Source organism: Blastococcus sp. SYSU D00922 (genome assembly GCF_054050495.1).
Genome location: NZ_JBJGZL010000002.1, coordinates 342,545 through 364,502, shown reverse-complemented (window position 1 = coordinate 364,502; position 21,958 = coordinate 342,545). Strand labels below are relative to the sequence as shown.

Sequence of the window (21,958 nt, the reverse complement as noted above, 5' to 3'; positions counted from 1 at the left end):
CCCCGGGGGAACTCGGGTCGCGCTCCGCCCGCCAAACGTGGCCGATCTCCGGCAGCTGGTTTCGTGCGCAACCGTTCCGGGCACGGCGTGCCCACCGGCCCCGGCGTGGTCGTGAATTCCCCGCGCCTGGGCCGTGTCTTCTCTCCCGGCCCGCTCAGGTGCTCGCGCCCAGCGTGCGCTGGGCCCACGCCCCCACGTCGCCGCGCTCGAGCGCCACCGCCAGCAGGTCGGGGAACGCGTCGGGGGTGCAGGCGAAGGCCGGGACACCCAGGGCGGCGAGGGCCGCTGCGTTCTCCCTGTCGAACGCGGGGGCGCCCTCGTCGCTCAGCGCCAGCAGCACCACGACCTGCACGCCCGCGGCGGTCATGTCGGCCACCCGCTTGATCATCTCGTCGCGGATCCCGCCCTCGTACAGGTCGCTGATGAGCACGAAGAGCGAATCGGCCGGCCGCGTGATCAGCGACTGGCTGTACGCGATCGCGCGGTTGATGTCGGTCCCGCCACCGAGCTGCGTCCCGAACAGCACCTCGACCGGGTCGGCGAGGTGCTCGGTGAGGTCGACGACCGCGGTGCCGAAGACGACGAGAGAGGTCCGGAGGCTTCGCATGCTCGCCAGCACGGCTCCGAAGACGCTCGCGAACACGACCGACGCCGCCATCGACCCCGACTGGTCGATCGCCACGACGACGTCCCGGGCGACCACCTGCTGCCGCCGCCCGTACCCGACCAGCCGCTCCGGGACGACGGTGCGGTGCTCGGGCAGGTAGTGCGCCAGGTTGGCCGCGATCGTCCGGTTCCAGTCGATGTCGCGCAGCTTCGGCCGGTGGGTGCGGGTGGCCCGGTTCAGCGCCCCCGAGACCGCGGCCTTCGTCCGCTGGGCCACCCGGCGCTCGATCTCGGCGACGACCTTCGCCACCACCTGCCGCGCGGTCGCCTTGCTGTGCTCCGGCATGACGCCGTTGAGGCTGAGCAACGTGCCGACGAGGTGCACGTCCGCCTCCACCGACTCCAGCAGCTCCGGCTCGAGCAGCAGCTGGGTCAGGCGCAGCCGCTCGATCGCGTCCTTCTGCATGACCTGGACGACGGTGGACGGGAAGTAGCCGCGGATGTCGCCGAGCCAGCGCGCCACCCTCGGGGCCGAGCCGCCCAGACCGGCCGACCGCTGCCCGGGTGCCGCCCGCTCCGCGTCGTAGACGGCGGCGAGCGCGCCGTCCATGCCCGCGTCCGCGCCACCGAGGGCCACGCCGAGCGCGTCGGCCGCCGGCTCGCCCAGCAGCAGCCGCCACCGCCGGAGCCGCTCGGTCTCCTCCGCCGTCATGCGGGGATCCCGAGCAGCAGGCGGACCGTGGGCAGGGTGGCGGCGGCCAGGTCGGCGTCGACCTCGTCGTCGGCGGCGGGGGCCTGCCGGCGCCCCGGACCGCGCCGGACCCGGTCGCCGATGCTGCGGCGCTCGGGCGGCTCGAAGGACCCGAACGTCCGGCGCAGCAGGGGGAGGACGTCGGTGAAGGCCTCGCCGGGCAGGTCCGTCACCCACCCGTCGAGCAGCCCGAGGAGGTCGGCGTCGTGGACGAGCAGCGTGCCGCCGCCGGAGAGGAAGCCCTCCACCCAGGCCGCCGCGGCGGCCGGCGGGGTCCCGACCGAGAGCGCCCGGGACAGGCGCGCACCGGCCCCGGCCGTGTCCAGGCGGCGGCCGTCGAGCAGCAGCCGCACGAGGCGGCCGGTGACCAGGCCGTGCACGTCCGTGCGGTCCCCGAGACCCGCCAGGGTGGACATCCACCGCTCGGTGGCCGGCTCGTCGTCCCACAGGCGGACGGCGGCGTGGACGCCGTCGATGCGCGTGCGCAGCACCGCCGCCGCGTCGTCGTCCAGACCCGTGAGGGCCGGCGGCAGCCCGGCGCAGATCCGGACGAGCAGCGCGCCGGCGACGTCGGTCAGCGCGGAGGTGTCGGTGCCGCGGACGTCGCCGTAGCGCAGCGAGCGCACCAGCGCGGGCAGCGCCTCCATCAGGTGCACGACGTCGGTGTCGACGGCCGCCCGGGCGTCGAGCGCGCCCAGCAGGCCGGGCAGGGCGTCGGGCAGGTCGGCGAGGAGGCACGCCTCCACCGCGGAGGTGAGGTGCGGCAGCGACGTCTCCCCGGTCCGCGCTTCCCCGGTGATGCGCGCCGTGGCGGCCGCCGCGATCGTCGTCCCCCAGACCGAGGCCTCGGCGAGGGCGACCGACAGCTCGGGCTCCCAGATGAGCGACCACGCCTCGCGGAAGGTGCCGAGGTTCCGGGAGGCGGCCCGCGCCGGGACGCCCCAGGGGACGCCGAGCAGCTGCAGGCGGTGGAGCAGCCGGCTGCGCTCGAGGTCGTTCGGGCGGCGGAGGTCGAGTTCCACGGTCTTCGCGGTGGCGTCCCGCTTCAGCCGCAACGTCGTCGCCTGCCGCCGCAGGTCGGCCTCCAGCGGCACGGTGGGCGCGCTCTCGGGGACCTCGCCGAGCGCCTCACCGACGACGACCCGGCGGGTGACGAGGTCGAGCGCCACCTCGTCGCCCTCCACGAGGACCGCCCGGGTCGCCTCGGTGACCTCCTCCAGCCCGGCGAGCGGCCGGCCGCGGAGCACGGCGAGGGTCTCGGCCAGCCGGACCGCCTCGATCACGTGGGCGCTGGACACCGGCAGGTCCTCGCCGCGCAGCACGCCGGCGACGCCGGTCAGCCAGCGGTGCACCGGCAGGTCGGGGGCGGTGAACAGGTGGTGGTACCAGCCGGGGCTGGCGACGCCGGCTCCGTAGCCGGACGCCGCCGCCAGCCGGCCGTGCGTCCACGGGACCCAGGTGAGCGTGACCTTGCGGCGCGGGGCACCGCGGAGCACCGCGGCGTCGGCGTTCGCCGGGGGGAGCGGCGCGGTCAGGGCCGGGGTGTGCCACGCCCCGCAGACGACCGCCACGCGGGTGCGGCCCTCCTTGAGGACGCCGCGCAGCACGGAGCGCATGTGAGCCTCCCGGCGCTGCTCCCGGGCCTGCTCGCGCGGCGCGGCCTCGGGCGCGTTCGCCCGCAGCTCCACCATGGCCTCGTGGATCGCCTCGAACGGGCCCTCGCCGGTCAGCCGGGACTCGACCACGTCGTCCCACCATCGCTCGGGGTCGTCGAAGCCGGCCGCTTCGGCCAGCAGCGCGATCGGGTCGCTGCGGACCTGGTGCTCCAGGGCGTCGGGCGAGGTCGGCTCGTCCTCCTCGCCGGCCGCCGCCCGGTCGGCCAGCACGGTGGCGGCGGGCAGGTCGCAGAACCGGACGGGGACGCCGTGCGCCGTGGCCCACTCGAGCGCCTGCCACTCGGGGCTGAAGACCGCGAACGGCCAGAACGACGCGACCCCGGGGTCGTCGGCCGCGTAGGCGAGCAGCGCGACGGGCGGCCGCATCCCCTCCTCGGTGACCAGGGGCACGAGGGCGTCGGCGTCGGCAGGTCCCTCGACCAGGACGACGTCGGGCCGGAAGTCCTCCAGCGCCGCCCGGACCGTCCGCGCCGAGCCGGGGCCGTGGTGGCGGACGCCGAGGACCCGGACCTCCGGCGCCTGCGTGCCGGTCGCTGCGGTCACCCGGAGACCTCGCGGCAGGCGCGGTAGAAGTCGGCCCAGCCGTCGCGCTCGCGCGCGACCGCCTCCAGGTACTCGGTCCAGGCCACAGTGTCGGCGACCGGGTCCTTCACGACGGCGCCGACGATGCCGGCCGCGACGTCGGCGGGCCGCAGCACGCCGTCCCCGAAGTGCGCGGACAGGGTCAGCCCGGCGGTGACGACGCTGATCGCCTCCGCCGTCGACAGCGTGCCCGACGGCGGCTTGAGCTTCGTGCGGCCGTCGGCGGTGAGGCCGGAGCGGAGCTCGCGGAAGACGGTGACGACGCGGCGGATCTCCTCCAGGGCCGCGGGTGTCTCCGGGAGCTCCAGCGACCGGCCGAGCGACTCGACCCGGCGCGCGACGATGTCGACCTCGTCGTCGAAGGACGCCGGCAGGGGCAGGACGACGGTGTTGAACCGGCGGCGCAGCGCCGAGGACAGCTCGTTGACGCCGCGGTCGCGGTCGTTGGCGGTGGCGATGACGTTGAAGCCCTTGGCCGCCTGCACCTCGGTCGAGAGCTCCGGGACGGGCAGCGTCTTCTCGCTGAGCACGGTGATCAGCGCGTCCTGCACGTCGCTGGGGATGCGGGTCAGCTCCTCGACCCGGGCGATGCGGCCCTCGCGCATCGCGGTCATGACCGGCGAGGGCACGAGGGCCGCGTCGCTCGGTCCCTCGGCGAGCAGCCGCGCGTAGTTCCACCCGTAGCGGATGGTCTCCTCGGCCGTGCCGGACGTGCCCTGCACCAGGAGCGTCGAGTCGCCGGAGACCGCGGCGGCCAGGTGCTCGCTGACCCAGGTCTTCGCCGTGCCGGGGACGCCGAGCAGCAGCAGGGCCCGGTCGGTGGCCAGCGTCGCGACCGCGACCTCCATCAGCCGGCGCGGGCCCACGTACTTGGGGGTGATCACCGTCCCGTCGTCCAGCGTCCCGCCGAGCAGGTAGGTGACGACGGCCCACGGGGACATGCGCCACCGGGGCGGCCGCGGCCGGTCGTCGGCCGCCCGCAGCGCCGCCAGCTCGTGCTCGGTGGCCTGCTCGGCGTGCGGGCGGAGCAGCGGGGCGCCGGTCGGGTCGACGGTGGGAGAGGCGGTCAACGGAGCTCCTCGAGCATGTCGTGGCGGACGGTCAGGGTGTCGGAGAGGGCGGACAGCGCAGCGCGCCAGGGTGAGTCACCGGGCTGCCGGGCGGCCGCGGCGGCCAGCGCCGGCGCGTGGCGCACCGGCAGCCGGTGGGCGGCGAGGCGCAGCCGCTCGCGGACGGTCCAGTCGTCGGCCGGCCCCGTCGGCCGGACCAGCCAGGCCGTCACCCGGTCCGCCAGGACGTCGGGCCACGGTCCCGGGCAGGCGGCCAGGAGGTCGGTCGTGCCGTGCGAGGGCCGGTGCAGGTCATCACCGACCGCCGCCGCGACGTGGGCGGCGCGCTCGCCGCGGTCGAGCACGCGGACCAGGCTGGGGGCCACGGGACCGGCGGCGACCGCGCCGAGGAGCGCCCGGGCCCAGGCGCTGTCCCCCTGGGCGACCGCGGCGTCGGTCCAGGCGCCGAGCAGGACGTCGCGCCAGCCGTCGGCCACCTCGCTGCGCACCACCTGCTCGACCGGCAGGCCGGTGAGCGCAGGCCACAGGGCGAGTGGTGCCGCGGCGACGACCTGGCGCGCCCACCAGGCCCGCTCCCCGGTGCCCACCGGTGGCTTGAGGCTCACGCCGTCCCGCACGGCGGCCTTGTCCACGCCGGCCGGCGGCGCCACCACCAGCGTCGTGCCGGAGCGCTCCGCCCGGGCCAGGACGACCGACCGCGCGCGCTCGGCCGCGCGCCCGGCGTAGGCCGATCCCGGCAGGCGCTGCAGCAGCGGGACGGCGCGCTCGCGCACCCCCTTGCGGCGGTCGTCGAGCGCCGCCTCCAGGAGCGGCTCGTCGGCGGGGGAGAGGGTGGGTGCCAAGGCGTCGAGGAACGCCTCCCGATCCTCTCCCGTCTCCGTCGCCCACGACCCGGTGAGCAGCTCGCGGGCCAGGTCCGCATCGCTCGCGCGCAGCCGGGCGAACAGCGCACGCCGCTCGGCGGTGGCACCGGTAGCCCAGGTCTCCGCAGGGTCGGCCGGTGAGCCGTCGAGCGGCACCGGGTCGGCCGCCGTCAGGAGCCGGGCCCACTCCGGCCGGTGCCCGGCCAGCCAGCGGCCGCGCGGGCCCAGTACGGGGACGAGGGCGGCCGCCACCCCGGCGTCACGCGTCCCGAGGTCGAGCAGGACTGGCAGCGAGCGAGGTGGGAGCCGGCGTCCGGCGGCGGCCGCGGCGCCGAGCCACTCGAGGAGGAGCAACCGCTCCGTCGTCCCCTGCGGCACGGAGACGAGGTGCGCCAGCCGCGCGCCCGCCCTCGGGCCGATCTCCGGGACGCCGTCCTCGGGGGCCGGTTCGCCGGGTGCCGCCTCAGGTGCCGCCGGCCGGCGCCCCGCCCGGCGGTAGGGGACGGCGAGCGCGGCGGCGTCCAGCAGCGTCGTCGCCGGGTCGCGGTCGTCCAGGGCGCCGGCGGCCGCGAGGACGGGCTCGGGGAGGCCGCCGAGGTCGACGGCCCGCCGCGCCGTGCCCAGCAGCGCCGTCGCCGTCAGGTCCTCCCAGCCGGTCACAGCGCCACCTGCCGGTCCCCGTCGAGGAGGGCCAAGGGGCGGAGCCCGGCGGGCGTGTGCTCGGCCGCGAGGGTGACCGGCCGGCCGGCCGAGACGGCCAGCAGGCGCCACAGGTCGGCGTCCGGCAGGAGCGGCACGCGGTCCCCGGTGCCGTCGATCCCGGCCCACCGCGGCTCGGCGGGGACGACGGTGAGGTCGCGGACGACGACCGGCCAGGACCTCGTCCACGGGTCGGCGGCGACCGCCGCGGCGAAGGCGCGGGCGGCGTCGCCGAGGGTCCCGCCCGCCGGCCACGCCGGCCGGCCCGGCTCCCCCGACCGCTCGCCCACGAGCGCCCGCAGCGGTGCCGCACCGGGGTAGAAGTGGAGGTCGGCCTCGACCGACGTGCCGGGGACGAGGGAGGCGTCGAGCGGCTGACCGGGTGGGGCGAAGGACAGGACCAGCGCCGCCCGGCCGCTGGCCGAACCGTGCAGCCACACCCGGCGGGCGGTGAGCCGGTCCTCCTCGCGGTCGCGGAGTGCCAGCACCTGCCACTGGTCGTGCACCGGGGCCGACGCCAGGACGTCGTCCTTGGCGACGGGGTAGCCGACCTCCCGCCGGACACAGGCGGCCAGCTCCTCCGGGAGGTCGCCGAGCCGGCGGTGGCCGGCGACGGCGAGGCGCAGCATCGCCAGCTCCTCGAGGAGCCGGCCGGGCCACCCGTCCCCGGCGGCGACGACGCCGGGCAGGGCCCGCAGCCGCGAGGCGAGCCCGGGAGCCTGCGCGTCGACCATGCGGGCGGCCACCGCCTCGAACGGCCGGTAGCCCGCCCGCTCCAGCCCGGCGAGCCCGCCGCGCACCTGGTCGGCCAGCCAGGTGTCGAGCTCCTCCACGCCGGCGGCCACCCGGGCGGCCCGCTGCTCGGCCCGCCGGGCGGCGGCCTCCGGATCGGGGGGCGCTGCCGCGTCGGCCCGCGCGGCGCTGCGCTCTGCCGCCTGCCCGGCGCGCTGCGCCCGTCCGGCCAGCCACTCGGCGGCCCAGTCGGGTGGTGTCGCGGTCCCGACGCCGCCGCCTGCCCACAGCAGGAGCAGCCCGAGCGCGTGCTTGCACGGGAACTTGCGGGAGGGGCAGGAGCACTTGTACGCCGGGCCGGTGAGGTCGACGACGGTCAGGTAGGGGTTCTTGCCGCTGCCGGCGCACATCCCCCAGACGGCAGCGGGCTCGTCGGCGGTGCCGGTGCCCGACCACGGACCCGAGCCCGAGAGCTTCCGCGCGGCGGCCACCGAGCTGCTGTCGGGCGCGAGCGCGAGCACCTGATCGGCGCTCCAGGCGGTCGGCACGACCCGGAACCCTAGGGGGATCCCGGTACTGCCGGGTTCCGCGGGGCCGGATCGGGTGAACGCCGTCACCGGTCCGTGACGCGGGCGACCGCGGCGCACCGAGGGGCCGGACCCCGCCGCGCGGCGTAGCGTCCGGTGCGGAGCCGTACCAGGGGACGCCGATGGCACTGCGACGCCGGATCGAGGCCGCCGCGCGGGCGGCCCTGACCGGTGCGGCGGTCGCGGCCACGCCGGCCGTGCTCACCGCCGGTCTGCTGGCCGAGCCCACCCGCGCGGCCGCCCGCCTCGCGCGGACCGCCGCGGAGACGGGGACCCGTGCCGTCGGCACGCTGGTGACCGGCGCGAACCCGATCCCGGACGGGCACGTGCGCAGCCTCGCCCGCGTCGCGCGCGGCATGTTCGAGCCGCCCGACGCGCGGCACACCCGGCGGCTGTCCGCGGGCGACCGGCACGTGGAGGTGGAGGTCGCCGTCCCGGAGGCCGAGGACGCGTCAGCGGCCCGGAGCGCGCTGCGTCGTCACCTGGAACGGCTGGACGGCGTCGAGTGGGCCACCGTGAACGACGTCGTCGGCCGGGTCCTGGTCGGGATCGACGACCGGCGGATCTCCGCGGACGAGGTCGTCGGTGTCGTCACCGCCATCGAGCAGGGCCGCGGGGCGCGGCAGGTGTTCCCGCAGCGGCAGGACCACCCCGCCGACCTGGAACCGCTGCTGGCCGCCGTGCTCGACGCGGCCATCGACACCGCCGCCGTCGGCGTGGCCGTCGCCGCGAAGGTGCTGCCGGTGCCGGCGCTGACCCGGCACGTGACGCTGGCGATCGCGCTCCTTGACTCCCAGCAGTGGCTCAAGGACGGCCTCGAGGCGCGGGTCGGCCCGGTCGGCACCGACCTGGCCTTCACCGGGACCAGCGCCCTGCTGCACGCGCTGACCCAGAGCCCGACCATCCCGGCGATCAACGCCGCCGCGGCGCTGCAGCAGGCCCTGGCGATCCGCGCCCGCCGGCAGGTGTGGCGCCGCCGCGAGGCGGAGCTGTGCCGGCCCGAGCCCGAGGACGACGCGGCGTCGCCCCTGACCCCGCCCGGCGACCGGCCCGCGCCGCTGCCGAAGGGGCCGATCGAGACCTACCGCGGTCGGCTGGGCCCCGCCGCCCTCGGGGGGGCCGTCGGCCTGCTGCCCCTGACCCGGAGCCCCGGGCGGTCCGCCGACCTGCTGAAGGCGCTCACCCCGAAGGCCGCCGTCCTGGGGCGGGAGTCCTTCGCCGCGGTGACCGACCTGCTCATGTGCCGGCGCGACGTGCTGCCGCTGGACGGCTCGGCCTACCGCCGCCTCGATCGGATCGACGCGGTGGTCGTCGACGCCGACGTCCTGTGCACCGGCCCGCCGGTGGTCGTCGACGCGCAGGCCGACGCTGACGGCTGGGACGACGGCGCGGTCTGGACGGCGGCCGCACGGCTGCTCGGCGCGGTGGACGACGGCCGCGGCGACGGCGGACGGCTCCGGCTGGGCCCCGTGCGGTCCGCGCGGGGGTCGCCGGGCGGGCAGGTGCGCACGCTGCTGGAGGGCCGGCGGCGCGTCGGGCAGGTCACCGTCGCGCCGGAGCTCGATCCGCACGCGGAGGCGCTGCTCACCGCGGCCGGGGAGGCGGGCCACCGGCTGGTGCTCACCCCCCACGTGGGCATCCGCGAGATCGCCGCGGCCGCCGACGAGACGGCTCCCGCGGGTGAGGCACTGGTCGACGCCGTGCGACGGCTCCAGGCCGAGGGCCGGGGCGTCCTGGTCGTGTCGGCCGCCGACGGGCCGGCCCTGCTGGCAGCGGACGTGGGCGTCGCCCCGGTGCGGGAGGGCCGGGCGCCGGCCTGGGGTGCCGACCTGGTCACGCCGCCCGGGCTGGCCGACGCCTGCCGGCTGGTGGCCGCGACCACCGCCGCCCGCCGGGTGAGCTCGCGCGCCGCCGGCACGGCGCTGACCGGCAACGTCCTGGGCGCCCTGCTCGCCGCGGTGGGCAGCGCGCGGTACGGCCAGGCCAAGGCCACCGCCCCCGGCAAGACGGCGACCACCTGGGCGATGGCGGACGGCGCCGTGGCGGCCCTGCGGGTGGGCCGCAGTCCGGCGCCCCCGCCGTCGGTGCACACGCCCTGGCACGCGCTCGACCCGGACGAGGTGCTGCGCCGCGTGGCCGACCTCCCGGCGGCGGACGAGGACGGGCCCCGGCTGCCGCCTCGGGTCCGCGCGGTGGCCGCGCTCCCGGTGGTGCGCGGGCCGGCGCGCTTCGCCCGGACCGTCGCCGCCGAGCTCTCCGACCCGCTGACCCCCATCCTCGGGACCGGCGCGGCCGCGACCGCCGTCCTCGGCGAGTCGACCGACGCGATCCTCGTGGGCAGCGTGACCGTCATGAACGCGCTGATCAGCGGCCTCCAGCGGCTGCGGGCGGAGACGGCGCTGGAGTCGCTGCTGCTCGAGCAGGACGTGACCGCGCACCGGGAGACCGACGGCGGCACCGAGGACGTGGCCGCCCGCGCGCTCCAGGTGGGTGACGTCGTGCAGGTGGCGGCCGGGGACGTGGTGGGCGCCGACGCGCGGCTGCTGGAGGCCGTCGACCTGGAGGTGGACGAGTCCGACCTCACCGGTGAGTCGCTCGCGGTGTGCAAGGGCGTCGACGCGACGCCCGGAGCCGATGTCGGCGACCGCACCTGCATGCTCTTCGACGGCACCACGGTGGTCGCCGGCCGCGGGCGCGCGGTGGTCGTCGCCGTCGGGCAGGCGACCCAGGCGGGGCGGGCGGCCCGCGCCGCCGGAGGCGCCGCGCCGCCGGCCGGCGTGCAGGCCCGCCTGGGCGAGCTGACCCGCGCGGTGCTGCCCCTGACGCTCGCCGGGGGCGCGGCGGTCGCGCTGCTCGGCGTCCTCTGGGGGCGGCCGCTGCGCGAGGCCGTCGGCTCGGGGCTCGCCGTCGCGGTGGCCGCCGTCCCCGAGGGGCTGCCGCTGGTCGCGACGGTGGCCCAGCAGTCCGCGGCCCGGCGGCTCTCCCGGCACGGCGCCGTCGTCCGCAGCGCCCGGGTGCTGGAGGCGCTCGGCCGGGTGGACACGGTCTGCTTCGACAAGACGGGGACGCTGACGGAGAACCGGCTCCGGGTCGTCCGCCTGGTCGCGGTCGACGGCAGCGAGGACGACGTCCTCCGGCTCGCCGCGGGGGCGGCGGCCGAGGGGGACGACCGGGCGCACGAGACCGACCGGGCCGTCGCCGAGGCCGCCCGCGAACGGGGCGTGGACGGCGCCGCCCCGGAGTGCGCCCTCCCGTTCGCCGCCGAGCGCGGGTTCTCCGTGGCGGTCCGCGACGGCCGCCTGGTGGTCAAGGGCGCGCCCGAGGTCGTGCTCGGCCGGTGCCCCGGCGGCGAAGGGATGCTGGAGCGGGTCCGGGAGCTGGCCGCCGACGGGCTGCGGGTGCTCGCGGTCGCCGACCGGGCGGTGGACGGGCGACCCGAGGACCTCGACGAGGCGGCCCGCGACCTGACGCTGCGCGGGTTCGTCGGCCTGGCCGACACGCTGCGCGGGTCGTCGGTGGCCGCCGTCGAGCAGCTGCTCGCCGCGGGCGTCCGGGTCGTGGTGGCCACCGGCGACCACCCGGGCACCGCGGGCGCGATCGCGGCGCAGGCGGGCGTCCCGCACGCCGACCGGGTGGTGACGGGCGCGCAGCTCGCGCGGGCGTCGGATCCCGAGCGGGCGGAGCTGGTCCGCACGGCCGGGGTGTTCGCGCGCCTCTCCCCGGAGCAGAAGGTCACCCTCGTCGCGGCGCTGCGGCGGGCGGGCGCGACGCTCGCCATGACCGGCGACGGGGTGAACGACGCTGCCGCGATCCGCCTGGCCGACGTCGGCGTGGGGGTGTCCGGCGCCGAGTCGCCGGCCGCGCGCACGGCGGCCGACCTGGTGCTGACCGACCTCGACCTCACCCGGCTGGTCGACGCGGTCGCCGAGGGCCGGGCGATGTGGGGCCGGGTGCGCGACGCCGTCTCCGTGCTGGTGGGTGGCAACGCCGGCGAGGTGGCGTTCACCGTGCTCGGCACCGTCTTCGGCGGGCGGGCGCCGCTGGGCACCCGTCAGCTGCTGCTCGTGAACCTGCTGACCGACATGTTCCCGGCGCTCGCCGTCGCCGTCTCCACCCCGCGGGCGGCCGCCGTCGAGGAGGTCGAGGGCCCGCTCCGCGGGCACCCGCTGGCGCCGGTCCTGCTCGCCGGGCCGCAGCGCGGCTTCACCGACTCGGTCCGGCGGATGGTCCTCGTGCGCGGCGCGGCCACCACCGTCGGCGCGACCGGGGCGTGGGCGACCGGCCGGCTCACGGGAACCTTCGGTCGCGCCAGCACGATGGGCCTGGCTGCGCTCATCGCGACGCAGCTCGGCCAGACGGCGTGGGCCGGGCGCCGGAGCCCGCTCGTGCTGGCCACGGCGGCCGGGTCCTTCGCCGTCCTGTTCGCGGTCGTGCAGATCCCGGGGCTCAGCCGGTTCTTCGGCTGCCGGCCGCTGACGCCCCTGTCCTGGCTGATCGTGCTCGGCTGGGCGGCCGCCGGGACGGCGACCGCCGAGCTCGGGCCCCGCCTGGTCACCACCGGCGGCCCGACCGGGCTCACCCCAGGGAGGCGATGAGGTCCCGGCAGGCCTGCTCGCACCGGCGGCAGGACTCCGCGCACACGCGGCAGTGCTCGTGCATGGAGGCGTGGCTGCCGCACTCGTCGCCGCACGCCTTGCACGCGGCCGCACACGCCTCCAGCACCGCGCGGGTGAGGTTCGCGTCGTAGCCGGTGTGCCGGGAGAGCACGCGGCCGGTGGTCTCGCACACGTCGGCGCAGTCGAGGTTGGTGCGGATGCACGTGCGGAGCTCGGCCACCATCTCCTCGCTGAGGCAGGCGTCCGCGCAGGCGGTGCAGGCCTGGGCGCACTCGACGCACGCGTCGATGCAGGCCTGCAGCTTCTCCCGGTCGATGCCGCCGAGATCGGCCGGGTAGGTGTCGAGCATCTGCGCTGCCACGGTCATGGGGGCTCCTCGTGCCGTCGGCGGGACGGCCGGGCGCCGTCCCGTGGTCACCGGTCCTCCCGCCCTACCCGGTCAGCCCTCGCCCAGTGCCTCGTCACGGAACCGTCATGGTGGGACGCCGTCGGGGGAGGCGGTGCGGTGCCGGCCGGACCGGCAGCGCAGGATCACGGCATGGAGACCGACGACCGCCGTCCCGGGACCAACTGGGCGGGCAACCACCGCTACGGCGCCGCCCGGTTGCACCGCCCGGCGGACCTGGACCAGCTGCGGGACGTCGTCACCGGCGCGTCCAGCGTGCACGTGCTGGGCTCGCGCCACTCGTTCAACGGCATCGCCGACGCCGAGGACCTCATCTCGCTCGAGCTGCTGCACACCGGCGAGGCGCTCCCGCCCGGAGTCGACGTCGACCGCGACGCCGGCACCGTCTCCTTCGGCGCGGGGCTGAAGTACGGCGAGCTGGTCGGGCTCCTCCAGGACGAGGGGCTGGCCCTGCACAACCTCGCCTCGCTGCCGCACATCTCCGTCGCGGGTGCCGTGGCCACCGCCACGCACGGCTCCGGCGTCGGCAACGGGAACCTCGCAACCGCGGTCGCCGCCGTCGAGCTGCTCACCTCGGACGGCGAGCTGCGCGAGTTCGCCCGGGGCGACGCCGACTTCGACGGCGTCGTCGTCGGCCTCGGCGCCCTCGGTGTGGTCACCCGCCTCACCCTCGACGTGCAGCCGGCCTTCCAGGTGCGGCAGCGGGTGTTCGAGCGGTTGCCCTTCGACGCGCTGTGCGAGCACTTCGACGAGATCGTCTCGTCCGCCTACAGCGTCAGCGTCTTCACGCACTGGGAGGACGACGTCGAGCAGGTCTGGCTCAAGCTCCGGGACGGCGAACCCGAGCCCGACGAGCTCTTCGGGGCGACGCCGGCCACCGCGGACCGCCACGTCATCCGCGGCCTGGACCCGACCCCGTGCACCCCGCAGCTGGGCCGGCCGGGGCCCTGGTCCGACCGGCTGCCGCACTTCCGCATGGGGTTCACGCCGAGCGCGGGGGAGGAGCTCCAGTCGGAGTGGATGCTGCCGCGCGCCTCCGCCGTCGAGGCGCTCCAGGCCCTCCGGTCGCTCGCGGACCGGATCCGGCCGCTGCTGCTGGTCTGCGAGATCCGCACCGTCGCGGCCGACCGGCTCTGGATGAGCATGAACCACGAGCAGGACTCGGTCGGCCTGCACTTCACCTGGGTGCGGGACCAGGCGGCGGTCGAGGAGCTCCTGCGCGACATGGAGGCCGCCCTGGCCCCGGTCGGCGCGCGGCCGCACTGGGGCAAGGTCTTCACCGCGGAGGCGTCCGCCCTCGCGCCGCTCTACCCGCGCCACGCCGACTTCGTCCGCCTCGTCGAACGGCTCGACCCCCGCGGGGCCTTCCGCAACGCGTGGTTCGAGCGCCGGGTGCTCAGCGGGCGCTGACCGAGGACGGCGGCGCGGGCCGGGGCGCGGGGACCCCGAGCCGCGCTGCCAGCTCGGGCCGCGACGTGATCCCGAGCTTGATGTAGACGTGCCGCAGGTGGTACTCGACGGTCTTCGGGCTGAGGAACAGCGCCGCGGCCGCCTCCCGGGTGGTGCGGCCGGCCGCGAGCATCGTGGCGATGCGCAGCTCCTGCGGCGTGAGGTCCTCGGTCGTGCTGCCGCGCCGCCGCTGCGCCGTCTCACCGGTCGCCCGCAGCTCGGCAGCCGCCTGGTCGGCCCACGGGACGGCGCCCAGCCGGTCGAAGGCCGCCAGCGCCGCGCGCAGGTGCTCCCGCGCCTCTCCGCGGCGTCGTGACCGGCGCAGCCGCGCGCCGGCCGACAGCTGCGCGCGGGCGAGCTCGAAGGGGTCGAGCGTGCGACGGGAGTGCTCCAGCGCCGCCGCGACGTGCCGGTCGGCGTCCCGGTCGTCGGCGCAGGTCATCCCGAGGCTGCGCGCGGCCCGCGCCAGCGCCCACGGCTGCCCCTTGGCGGCGGCGCGCGCTGCGTAGGCGCCGGCCTGCGCTCGGGCCTCCTCCACCCGCCCGAGGCGCAGCAGCGTCTCCGCCAGCTCCGGCGCGGGGGAGAGGTCGACGTCGTCCAGCCGGAGCCGGCCCAGCAGCGCGTCGAGGCGCTCGAAGTGCGCCAGCGCGGCCTCGGGCCGGCCGAGGCCCAGCTCCAGGTCGCCCAGGGCGGCCAGCGACCACACCTGGAACAGCGCGAGGTGCGCCGGGCCGCTGATCTGCGCCGCCTCGGCCGCGTGCGCCCGGCACTCCGCCTCCCGACCCTGGCGTGCCTCCAGCCACGCGAGCCCGGCCAGGCAGGCGGCGAGGTCGGAGGAGGCACCGGTCTCCCGGGCGAGCGCGATCCCCTCGGCGTAGTCGACCTCGGCTGCAGCCCAGCCCTCCTGGGTGGCCGCATCCCGCCCGACCAGGAAGAGCAGGTGCGGCAGGACCCCGAGGTCGCTGCGCTCGCGGGCGGCGTCGACCGCGGCGCCCACCAGCTCGCGGCCGGTTCCGCTCTCGCGGAGGAACAGCACGCCGAGCACCAGGCACGGCGCCAGCCGGGGCTCGCGGATCAGGGGCCCGGTGGGATCCACCTCGCGCAGGGCACGGCGGATCCGGTCGGGGCCGCCGGAGCCGGTCAGCACGCCGGCGATGCCCCGGGCCACGTCGGCGAGCCATCCCGCCTGGTCGGTGGTGGTCCGGCCCACCAGCGCGTCGAGCCGGGCGGCGGTCTCGGCGGCGCCGGCCGTGTCGGCCAGGTAGAAGCAGGCCTGGATCGCCTCGGCCAGCAGCAGGACCGCGGTGTCCGGTGCCGTCGCGGCGCTCTCGGTGGCGGCGGTGGTCAGCGCGTCCCGGGCCTGCTCGACCGATCCGGTCCGCGCCGCCACCGTCCCGCGCAGGCCGGTGGCCCGCACCCGCAGGGCCGGCGACTGCGGCAGGCCCGCGGCCTGCGCCAGCAGGGCGTCCGCCTGGCCGCCGGCCCCGGCCCGCCACGCCGACTCGGCGGCGGACACCAGGCACCGGGCCACGTCGGCCGGGTCCGGGCTCAGCCGGGCCGCCCGCTCGGACACCGACGCGGCCACCGCGTGCGCGCCCCGCTCGCGGGCCCGCGCGGCCGCCCGTTCGAGCACCCCGGCGGTCTCCTCGTCCGGGCCGAGCGCGGCCTCGCCCAGGTGCCAGGCGCGGCGGTCGACGTCGTCCGGCGGGAGCGCGGCGGCCAGGGCACGGTGCGCCGCCCGCCGCGCGACGGGCGCTGCCTCCGCCCAGAGCGCGGACCGCACGAGGTTGTGGCGGAAGGTGACCGCACCCCCGGCCAGGGAGACCAGGTCCGCGGCCTCCGCCTCCTCCAGCGCGGCGGGGTCCACGCCGAGCAGCGCGCAGGCGCGGGCGACGAGGGCGAGGTCGCCCCCGGCCGCTCCGGCGACCAGCAGCGCGGTCCGGGCGCGCCCGGACAGCCGGTCGGCCCGCCGCGCGAACGCCCGGGCCAGCCGGGTGGGCACGGGCAGCGGCGCCTCCGGTGGCAGCGCGTCGAGCGCGTCCGGGTCGTCGGTCAGCTCCAGCAGGGCGAGCGGGTTGCCGCCCGTCGCCTCGTGCAGGCGGGCGACGGCCGCGGCGCCCGGCCGGACCCCGGCGGAGGTGATCAGCTCGCCGGCGGCCGCGGGCGAGAGGCCGCCCAGCCGCAGGACCGGCAGCCCGGCCTCGAGGAAGGGGGAGCCGTGCCCCTCGCGCACGGCGGCGAGCAGCACGACGGGGTCGGCGGTGAGCCGGCGTGCGGCGAAGACCAGCGCCTGGGCCGACGGCTGGTCGAGCAGGTGGGCGTCGTCGACCAGCAGAGCCAGGGGCTGGTCCTCGGCGAAGCGGCTGAGCAGGCTCAGCGTCGCGGCGCCCACGGCGAACCGGTCGCCGCCGGTGCCGGGGCGCAGCGCCAGCGCGGAGGCGAGCGCGTCGGCCTGCGGCGCCGGGATCCGGTCCAGGTGCACGAGCGCGGGCCGCAGCAGCTGCAGCAGGCCGCCGAACGGGACCTCCGCCTCCGACTCGGTGCCCGTCGCGCGCAGGACCCTCATGCCGGTGGCCCGCGTGGCGGCGTCCTCCAGCAGCGTGCTCTTGCCGATGCCGACCTCGCCGACCAGCACGTGCACGCCGCTGTGCCCGACCCGGGCGCCGGACACCAGCCCGTCGATCAGGTGCCGCTCGCGATCGCGACCGACCAGCATCCGCCGAGTCTAGGGACCACCCAGGGGGGTGCCCTGATGCGATCGCGCGCCGCTCCTCGCGAGGGTCGGGTCGTCCACCCCACCTCCCGGAGGAGCCGTCATGACCGCCACCGAACTGCCCACCACCAGCCGCCCGATCGACCCCGAGAAGCTGATGGGCTTCGTCTTCCGCGCCGTCGACGAGGTCGGCGCCTCGCTGAACAGCGCCCTGGTCGTCATGGGCGACGCGCTGGGCTACTACCGCGCGATGGCCGACGGCACCCCCGTGACGCCGTCCGAGCTCGCCGAGCGCACCGGCACCGACGAGCACTACGCCCGGGAGTGGCTGGCTGCGCAGGCCGCCGGCTCCTACGTCGAGTACGACGCGGCCACCCGCACCTTCACGCTGCCGGCCGAGCAGGCGGCCGCCCTCACCGACGAGACCAGCCCCGCCTACCTGCCCGGCTTCTTCCAGATCGCCCACGGCACCGTCCGCGACGCCGCCGCCGTGATAGAGGCGGCGCGCACCGGCGACGGGATCGGCTGGCACGCGCACAACGGCGACGTCCACGTCGGCTGCGAGCGGTTCTTCCGCACGATGTACAACGCGCACCTGATCGGCGAGTGGCTCCCGGCCCTCGACGGCGTGGTCGCGAAGCTGGAGCGCGGCGCGGCCGTGGCCGACGTCGGGTGCGGCCACGGCGCCTCGACGGTCCTCATGGCCCAGCACTTCCCGCGCTCGACGTTCGTCGGCTCCGACTACCACGCGGGCTCGATCGAGGTCGCCCGCCGACGGGCCGAGGAGGCCGGCGTGGCCGACCGGGTCCGGTTCGAGGTCGCTCCCGCGACGGGCTACTCCGGTGCCGGGTTCGACCTCGTGACGATGTTCGACTGCCTGCACGACATGGGCGACCCGGTGGGCGCGGCCCGGCACGTCCGCGAGACGCTGGCCGGCGACGGCACCTGGATGATCGTCGAGCCGATGGCCGGTGACCGCCTCGAGGACAACCTCAACCCGGTGGGCCGGGCCTACTACGGGTTCTCCACCCTGCTGTGCACCCCGGCGTCGCTCTCCCAGGACGTCGGCCTGGCGCTGGGCACGCAGGCCGGGCCGGCCCGCATCCGCGACGTCGCCACCGCGGCCGGGTTCGGCCGCTTCCGCCCGGTCGCGGGCACGCCGTTCAACAACGTGCTCGAGGTGCGCCCGTGACGACCCCGGGCGGGCCGCGCGAGGAGCAGACTGCCCCCGTGGGGCACGCACCGAGCCGCGCCCGCGACCCCGACGTCCAGGGCGTGGTCGAGCGGGACGGCGTCCGGCTGGCCTACGAGGTGTTCGGCTCGGACCACCGGCCGACCGTGCTGCTCATGCCCACGTGGTCGATCGTCCCGTCCCGGCACTGGAAGGCGCAGGTCGGCTACCTGGCGCGGCACTACCGGGTGGTCACCTTCGACGGCCGGGGGAGCGGCCGCTCCGACCGGCCGGTCGGAGCGGCGGCCTACACCGACGTCGAGTACGCGGCGGACGCCGTGGCGGTGCTCGACGCCACCGGCACCGACCGGGCTGTCCTCGTGGCGCTCTCCTGCGGGGCCACCTGGTCGGTGCACGTGGCCGCCGAGCACCCCGAGCGGGTGCTGGGGCTGTTCGCAATCGCCCCCTCGTGCGGCTTCCCGGTGCCCGACGCCAAGCGGACGAAGTACCCCTGGGACGTGCGGCACGACCGCCGCGACGGGTGGGCCCGGTACAACCGGCACTTCTGGCTGGAGGACGACTACGACGCCTTCCTGGAGTTCTTCTTCGGCCAGATGTACAGCGAGCCGCACTCCTCGAAGCAGGTCGAGGACAGCCTGGGGTGGGGCCGGGACGTCGCCCCGACGACGCTCGTCGACACGACGGCCGGCCGGATCGGCTGCGACGGCGCGGTCTGCCTGCCGGTGGAGCCGCTGTGCCGCCGCGTCCGGTGCCCCGTCACGGTCGTGCACGGCACCGACGACCACGTCCGTCCGCACGCGATCGGCGAGCAGCTGGCCGAGTACACCGGCGGGTCGCTGGTGCTCCTGGAAGGCAGCGGGCACGGGCCGCACGCCCGCGACCCGGTCAAGGTCAACGGCCTGATCCGCGACTTCGTCGACCGGGTGGCCCCGCGGCCGGAGCGCACCACGTGGACGCGGGCACCCGCCCGGCCGAAGCGGGCGCTCTACCTGTCCTCGCCGATCGGCCTCGGGCACGCCCAGCGGGACGCCGCCGTCGCCGCGGAGCTGCGCCTCCTGCACCCGGACCTGCGGATCGACTGGCTGGCCCAGCACCCGGTCACCCGGGTGCTGGAGGCCCGGGGCGAGCGCGTCCACCCGGCGTCGGCGGAGCTGGCCGGCGAGTCGGGCCACATCGAGCACGAGGCCGGCGAGCACGACCTGAACGCGTTCCAGGCCATCCGGTCGATGGACGAGATCCTGGTCAACAACTTCATGGTCTTCGCCGACGTCGTCGCCGGGGGCGACTACGACCTGGTGGTCGCCGACGAGGCGTGGGACGTCGACCACTTCCTGCACGAGAACCCCGAGCTCAAGCGGTTCGCGTTCGCCTGGATGACCGACTTCGTCGGCTGGCTGCCCATGCCGGAGGGCGGTCCGGCGGAGGCCGCGCTCACCGCCGACTACAACGCCGAGATGCTCGAGCAGCGGGCCCGGTTCCGCCGGGTCCGGGACCGATCGGTGTTCGTCGGCGACCCCGACGACGTCGTCGACGCCGACTTCGGGCCCGGCCTGCCGCGGATCCGGGAGTGGACGGAGGAGAACTTCGACTTCGCCGGCTACGTCACCGGGTTCGACCCCGCGAAGCTGACCGGGACCGAGGAGCTCCGGCGGTCGCTCGGCGTGGGGCCGGACGAGAAGCTGTGCCTGGTCACCGTCGGCGGGTCCGGCGTCGGCGGTCCGCTGCTGCACCGGGTCCTGGACGCCATCCCGCTGGTGCGCCGGCTGGTCCCCGAGCTGCGGTTCCTGGTCGTCAGCGGGCCGCGGATCGACCCCGCCACGCTGCCGCCCACACCCGGCGCCACGGTGGTCGGTTACCTGCCGGACCTCTACCGGTGCACCGCCGCCTGCGACCTCGCGGTGGTGCAGGGCGGTCTCACCACCTGCATGGAGCTCACCGCGCTGCGCAAACCGTTCGTCTACGTCCCGCTGCGCCGGCACTTCGAGCAGAACCTGCACGTCCGGGCGCGGCTGGACCGGTACGAGGCGGGGCGCTGCCTCGACTACGCCGCCGCGTCGGACCCCGACGGGCTGGCCGAGGCGATCGCCAAGGAGCTCACCCGGGAGATCGCCTACCGCCCGGTCGCGACCGACGGGGCGGCGCGGGCGGCGGCGCTCCTGGCCGAGCTCCTCTAGCGGCGCTGCATCGCCGAGCGCCCGGCGCCGGGGGCCGCCTCGGAGGCCAGCAGGGGCAGGGTGCGGAAGGGCACCAGGCAGGACAGCGCGACGACGCTGGTCGACCGCACCACGGCAGGCGACCGGTTGAGGTCGACGAGCACCTGCTGCAGGGCCTCGTGCGAGCTGGCCGCCACCCGGCACAGGACGTCGCCGCTGCCGGTGGTCGCGTGCGCCTCGAGCAGCCCGGGGATGGCCTCGAGGTCGCGCTGCACGTCCTCGATCGCGCCCTGGGCGATCTCCAGGGTGACGAAGGCCTGCACGCCGAAGCCGGCGGCGGTCACGTCGACGTCGGGGCCGTAGCCGGTGACGACGCCGGTGTCCTCGAGCCGCTGGAGCCGCGCCGACACCGTCGCGCGCGCCACGCCGGTGATGCGGGACAGCTCGAGGGCGCCGGCCCGCGGCTGGCGGCGGAGGGCGTCGAGCAGGGCGACGTCGAGGGCGTCGAGGGCGGACCTGTCGGGCATGCGAGCAACTATGCATCCTGTGCAGCAGAGAGCCTGTCCAGGTAGCCCGATCGGGCAGCCGGACCAGCAGCAGCGACACCGATTGCCGAGAGGTGCTCCGGAGGTGTGCACTGCCGCGCATGAGCCTCGAGCAGACCCTCAACGACGAGGAACGGCTGGCCGACCTCGACCTCGGCCAGCTCAAGGAGCTGGTCGGCCTGGTGGAGTACGACGCCTCCGGCGACCCCTTCCCGGTGTCGGGCTGGGACGCGCTGGTGTGGGTCGTCGGCAACGCCGTCCAGTCCGCGCACTTCTTCCAGTCGGCGTTCGGGATGGAGCTGGTGGCCTACTCCGGTCCGGAGACGGGCAACCGCGACCACCACGCCTACGTGCTGCGCTCCGGCGCCGCCCGCTTCGTGATCACCGGGGCGTACGACCCGGCCAGCCCGCTGGCCGACCACCACCGCCGGCACGGCGACGGCATCGTCGACATCGCGCTGGCGGTGCCCGACGTTGACCGCTGCATCGCCCACGCCGAGGCGCAGGGGGCGACCGTGCTGGAGCGGCCGCACGACCTGACCGACGAGCACGGGACCGTGCGGATCGGGGCCATCGCCACCTACGGCGACACCCGGCACACCCTCGTCGACAGGTGGCGCTACACCGGCCCGTACCTGCCCGGGTACGTGGCCCGGACGTCCACGATCGAGCGCGGCGCGGGTGCGCCGAAGCGGCTGTTCCAGGCGGTCGACCACGTCGTCGGCAACGTCGAGCTCGGCGCCATGGACGAGTGGGTCGCCTTCTACAACCGCGTCATGGGCTTCACCAACATGGCGGAGTTCATCGGCGAGGACATCGCCACCGACTACTCCGCGCTCATGAGCAAGGTCGTCGCCAACGGCAACCACCGGGTCAAGTTCCCGCTCAACGAGCCGGCGGTGGGCAAGAAGAAGTCGCAGATCGACGAGTACCTGGAGTTCTACGGTGGGCCGGGCGCGCAGCACGTGGCGCTGGCGACGAACGACATCATCGGGACCGTCGACGCGATGCGCGCCCGGGGCATCGAGTTCCTGTCGACGCCGGACTCCTACTACGAGGACCCGGACCTGCGGGCCCGCATCGGGCAGGTCCGTGCGCCGATCGAGGAGCTGCAGGCGCGCGGGATCCTGGTCGACCGCGACGAGGACGGCTACCTGCTCCAGATCTTCACCCGGCCCACCGGCGACCGGCCGACGGTCTTCTTCGAGCTCATCGAGCGGCACGGCTCGCTGGGCTTCGGCAAGGGCAACTTCAAGGCGCTGTTCGAGGCGATCGAGCGCGAGCAGGCCCGGCGGGGCAACTTCTAGGGACTTTCTGT

At 76.8% G+C, this 21,958-nt stretch carries 13 protein-coding genes; 5 read left to right on the top strand and 8 right to left on the bottom strand.

Annotated features, from left to right (window positions below; genetic code table 11):
- Positions 1-154 precede the first annotated feature (154 nt).
- The 5 genes from ACI78T_RS04370 to ACI78T_RS04350 are packed head-to-tail and all read right to left on the bottom strand — an operon-like array spanning position 155 to position 7,527.
- The gene (locus ACI78T_RS04370; RefSeq protein WP_456556850.1) at positions 155-1,318 is read right to left on the bottom strand and encodes a VWA domain-containing protein; all 1,164 of its coding nucleotides are present in this window, start codon (positions 1,316-1,318) and stop codon (positions 155-157) included.
- The gene (locus ACI78T_RS04365) at positions 1,315-3,576 is read right to left on the bottom strand and encodes a DUF5682 family protein (protein ID WP_456556849.1); all 2,262 of its coding nucleotides are present in this window, start codon (positions 3,574-3,576) and stop codon (positions 1,315-1,317) included. The genes ACI78T_RS04370 and ACI78T_RS04365 overlap by 4 nt, the downstream gene beginning before the upstream one ends.
- Positions 3,573-4,685 (bottom strand): ATP-binding protein, encoded by a 1,113-nt coding sequence (locus ACI78T_RS04360; RefSeq protein WP_456556848.1) that lies wholly within the window; start codon positions 4,683-4,685, stop codon positions 3,573-3,575. Before ACI78T_RS04360 ends, ACI78T_RS04365 begins: the two co-directional genes overlap by 4 nt.
- Positions 4,682-6,208 carry a DUF5691 domain-containing protein gene (locus ACI78T_RS04355; RefSeq protein ID WP_456556847.1) on the bottom strand — a complete coding sequence of 509 codons (1,527 nt, stop codon included), beginning with the start codon at positions 6,206-6,208 and terminating at the stop codon, positions 4,682-4,684. The genes ACI78T_RS04360 and ACI78T_RS04355 overlap by 4 nt, the downstream gene beginning before the upstream one ends.
- Positions 6,205-7,527 (bottom strand): SWIM zinc finger family protein, encoded by a 1,323-nt coding sequence (locus ACI78T_RS04350; protein ID WP_456556846.1) that lies wholly within the window; start codon positions 7,525-7,527, stop codon positions 6,205-6,207. Before ACI78T_RS04350 ends, ACI78T_RS04355 begins: the two co-directional genes overlap by 4 nt.
- A 161-nt stretch (positions 7,528-7,688) precedes the next feature.
- Here ACI78T_RS04350 and ACI78T_RS04345 point away from each other — a divergent pair, with 161 nt between their 5' ends.
- A complete protein-coding gene (locus ACI78T_RS04345) occupies positions 7,689-12,161 on the top strand; it encodes a cation-translocating P-type ATPase (RefSeq protein WP_456556845.1) in 4,473 nt (1,490 codons plus the stop codon).
- Here the strand turns inward: ACI78T_RS04345 and ACI78T_RS04340 are convergent.
- On the bottom strand, positions 12,142-12,549 hold the full coding sequence (locus ACI78T_RS04340; protein ID WP_456556844.1) for a four-helix bundle copper-binding protein: 408 nt from the start codon (positions 12,547-12,549) through the stop codon (positions 12,142-12,144). The genes ACI78T_RS04345 and ACI78T_RS04340 overlap by 20 nt on opposite strands.
- Positions 12,550-12,720: 171 nt before the next feature.
- Here ACI78T_RS04340 and ACI78T_RS04335 point away from each other — a divergent pair, with 171 nt between their 5' ends.
- A complete protein-coding gene (locus ACI78T_RS04335; RefSeq protein ID WP_456556843.1) occupies positions 12,721-13,998 on the top strand; it encodes a D-arabinono-1,4-lactone oxidase in 1,278 nt (425 codons plus the stop codon).
- Here the strand turns inward: ACI78T_RS04335 and ACI78T_RS04330 are convergent.
- On the bottom strand, positions 13,985-16,753 hold the full coding sequence (locus ACI78T_RS04330; protein ID WP_456556842.1) for an AAA family ATPase: 2,769 nt from the start codon (positions 16,751-16,753) through the stop codon (positions 13,985-13,987). The genes ACI78T_RS04335 and ACI78T_RS04330 overlap by 14 nt on opposite strands.
- 100 nt (positions 16,754-16,853) lie before the next feature.
- On the opposite strand from ACI78T_RS04330, the gene ACI78T_RS04325 reads away from it, so the two are divergent.
- Together ACI78T_RS04325 and ACI78T_RS04320 are read left to right on the top strand one after the other, a co-directional pair.
- Positions 16,854-17,942, top strand: coding sequence for a class I SAM-dependent methyltransferase (locus tag ACI78T_RS04325; protein WP_456556841.1), 1,089 nt, complete (start codon positions 16,854-16,856; stop codon positions 17,940-17,942).
- Entirely contained in the window at positions 17,939-20,116 is a 2,178-nt protein-coding gene (locus tag ACI78T_RS04320; RefSeq protein WP_456556840.1) for an alpha/beta fold hydrolase, read from the top strand. Before ACI78T_RS04325 ends, ACI78T_RS04320 begins: the two co-directional genes overlap by 4 nt.
- Here ACI78T_RS04320 and ACI78T_RS04315 read toward each other — a convergent pair.
- Positions 20,113-20,622, bottom strand: a complete 510-nt coding sequence (locus ACI78T_RS04315) for an Lrp/AsnC family transcriptional regulator (RefSeq protein WP_456556839.1) — start codon at positions 20,620-20,622, stop codon at positions 20,113-20,115. The genes ACI78T_RS04320 and ACI78T_RS04315 overlap by 4 nt on opposite strands.
- Before the next feature lie 119 nt (positions 20,623-20,741).
- Between ACI78T_RS04315 and hppD the strand changes: the two genes are divergently transcribed.
- A complete protein-coding gene (hppD, locus tag ACI78T_RS04310) occupies positions 20,742-21,947 on the top strand; it encodes a 4-hydroxyphenylpyruvate dioxygenase (protein WP_456556838.1) in 1,206 nt (401 codons plus the stop codon).
- Positions 21,948-21,958 lie beyond the last annotated feature (11 nt).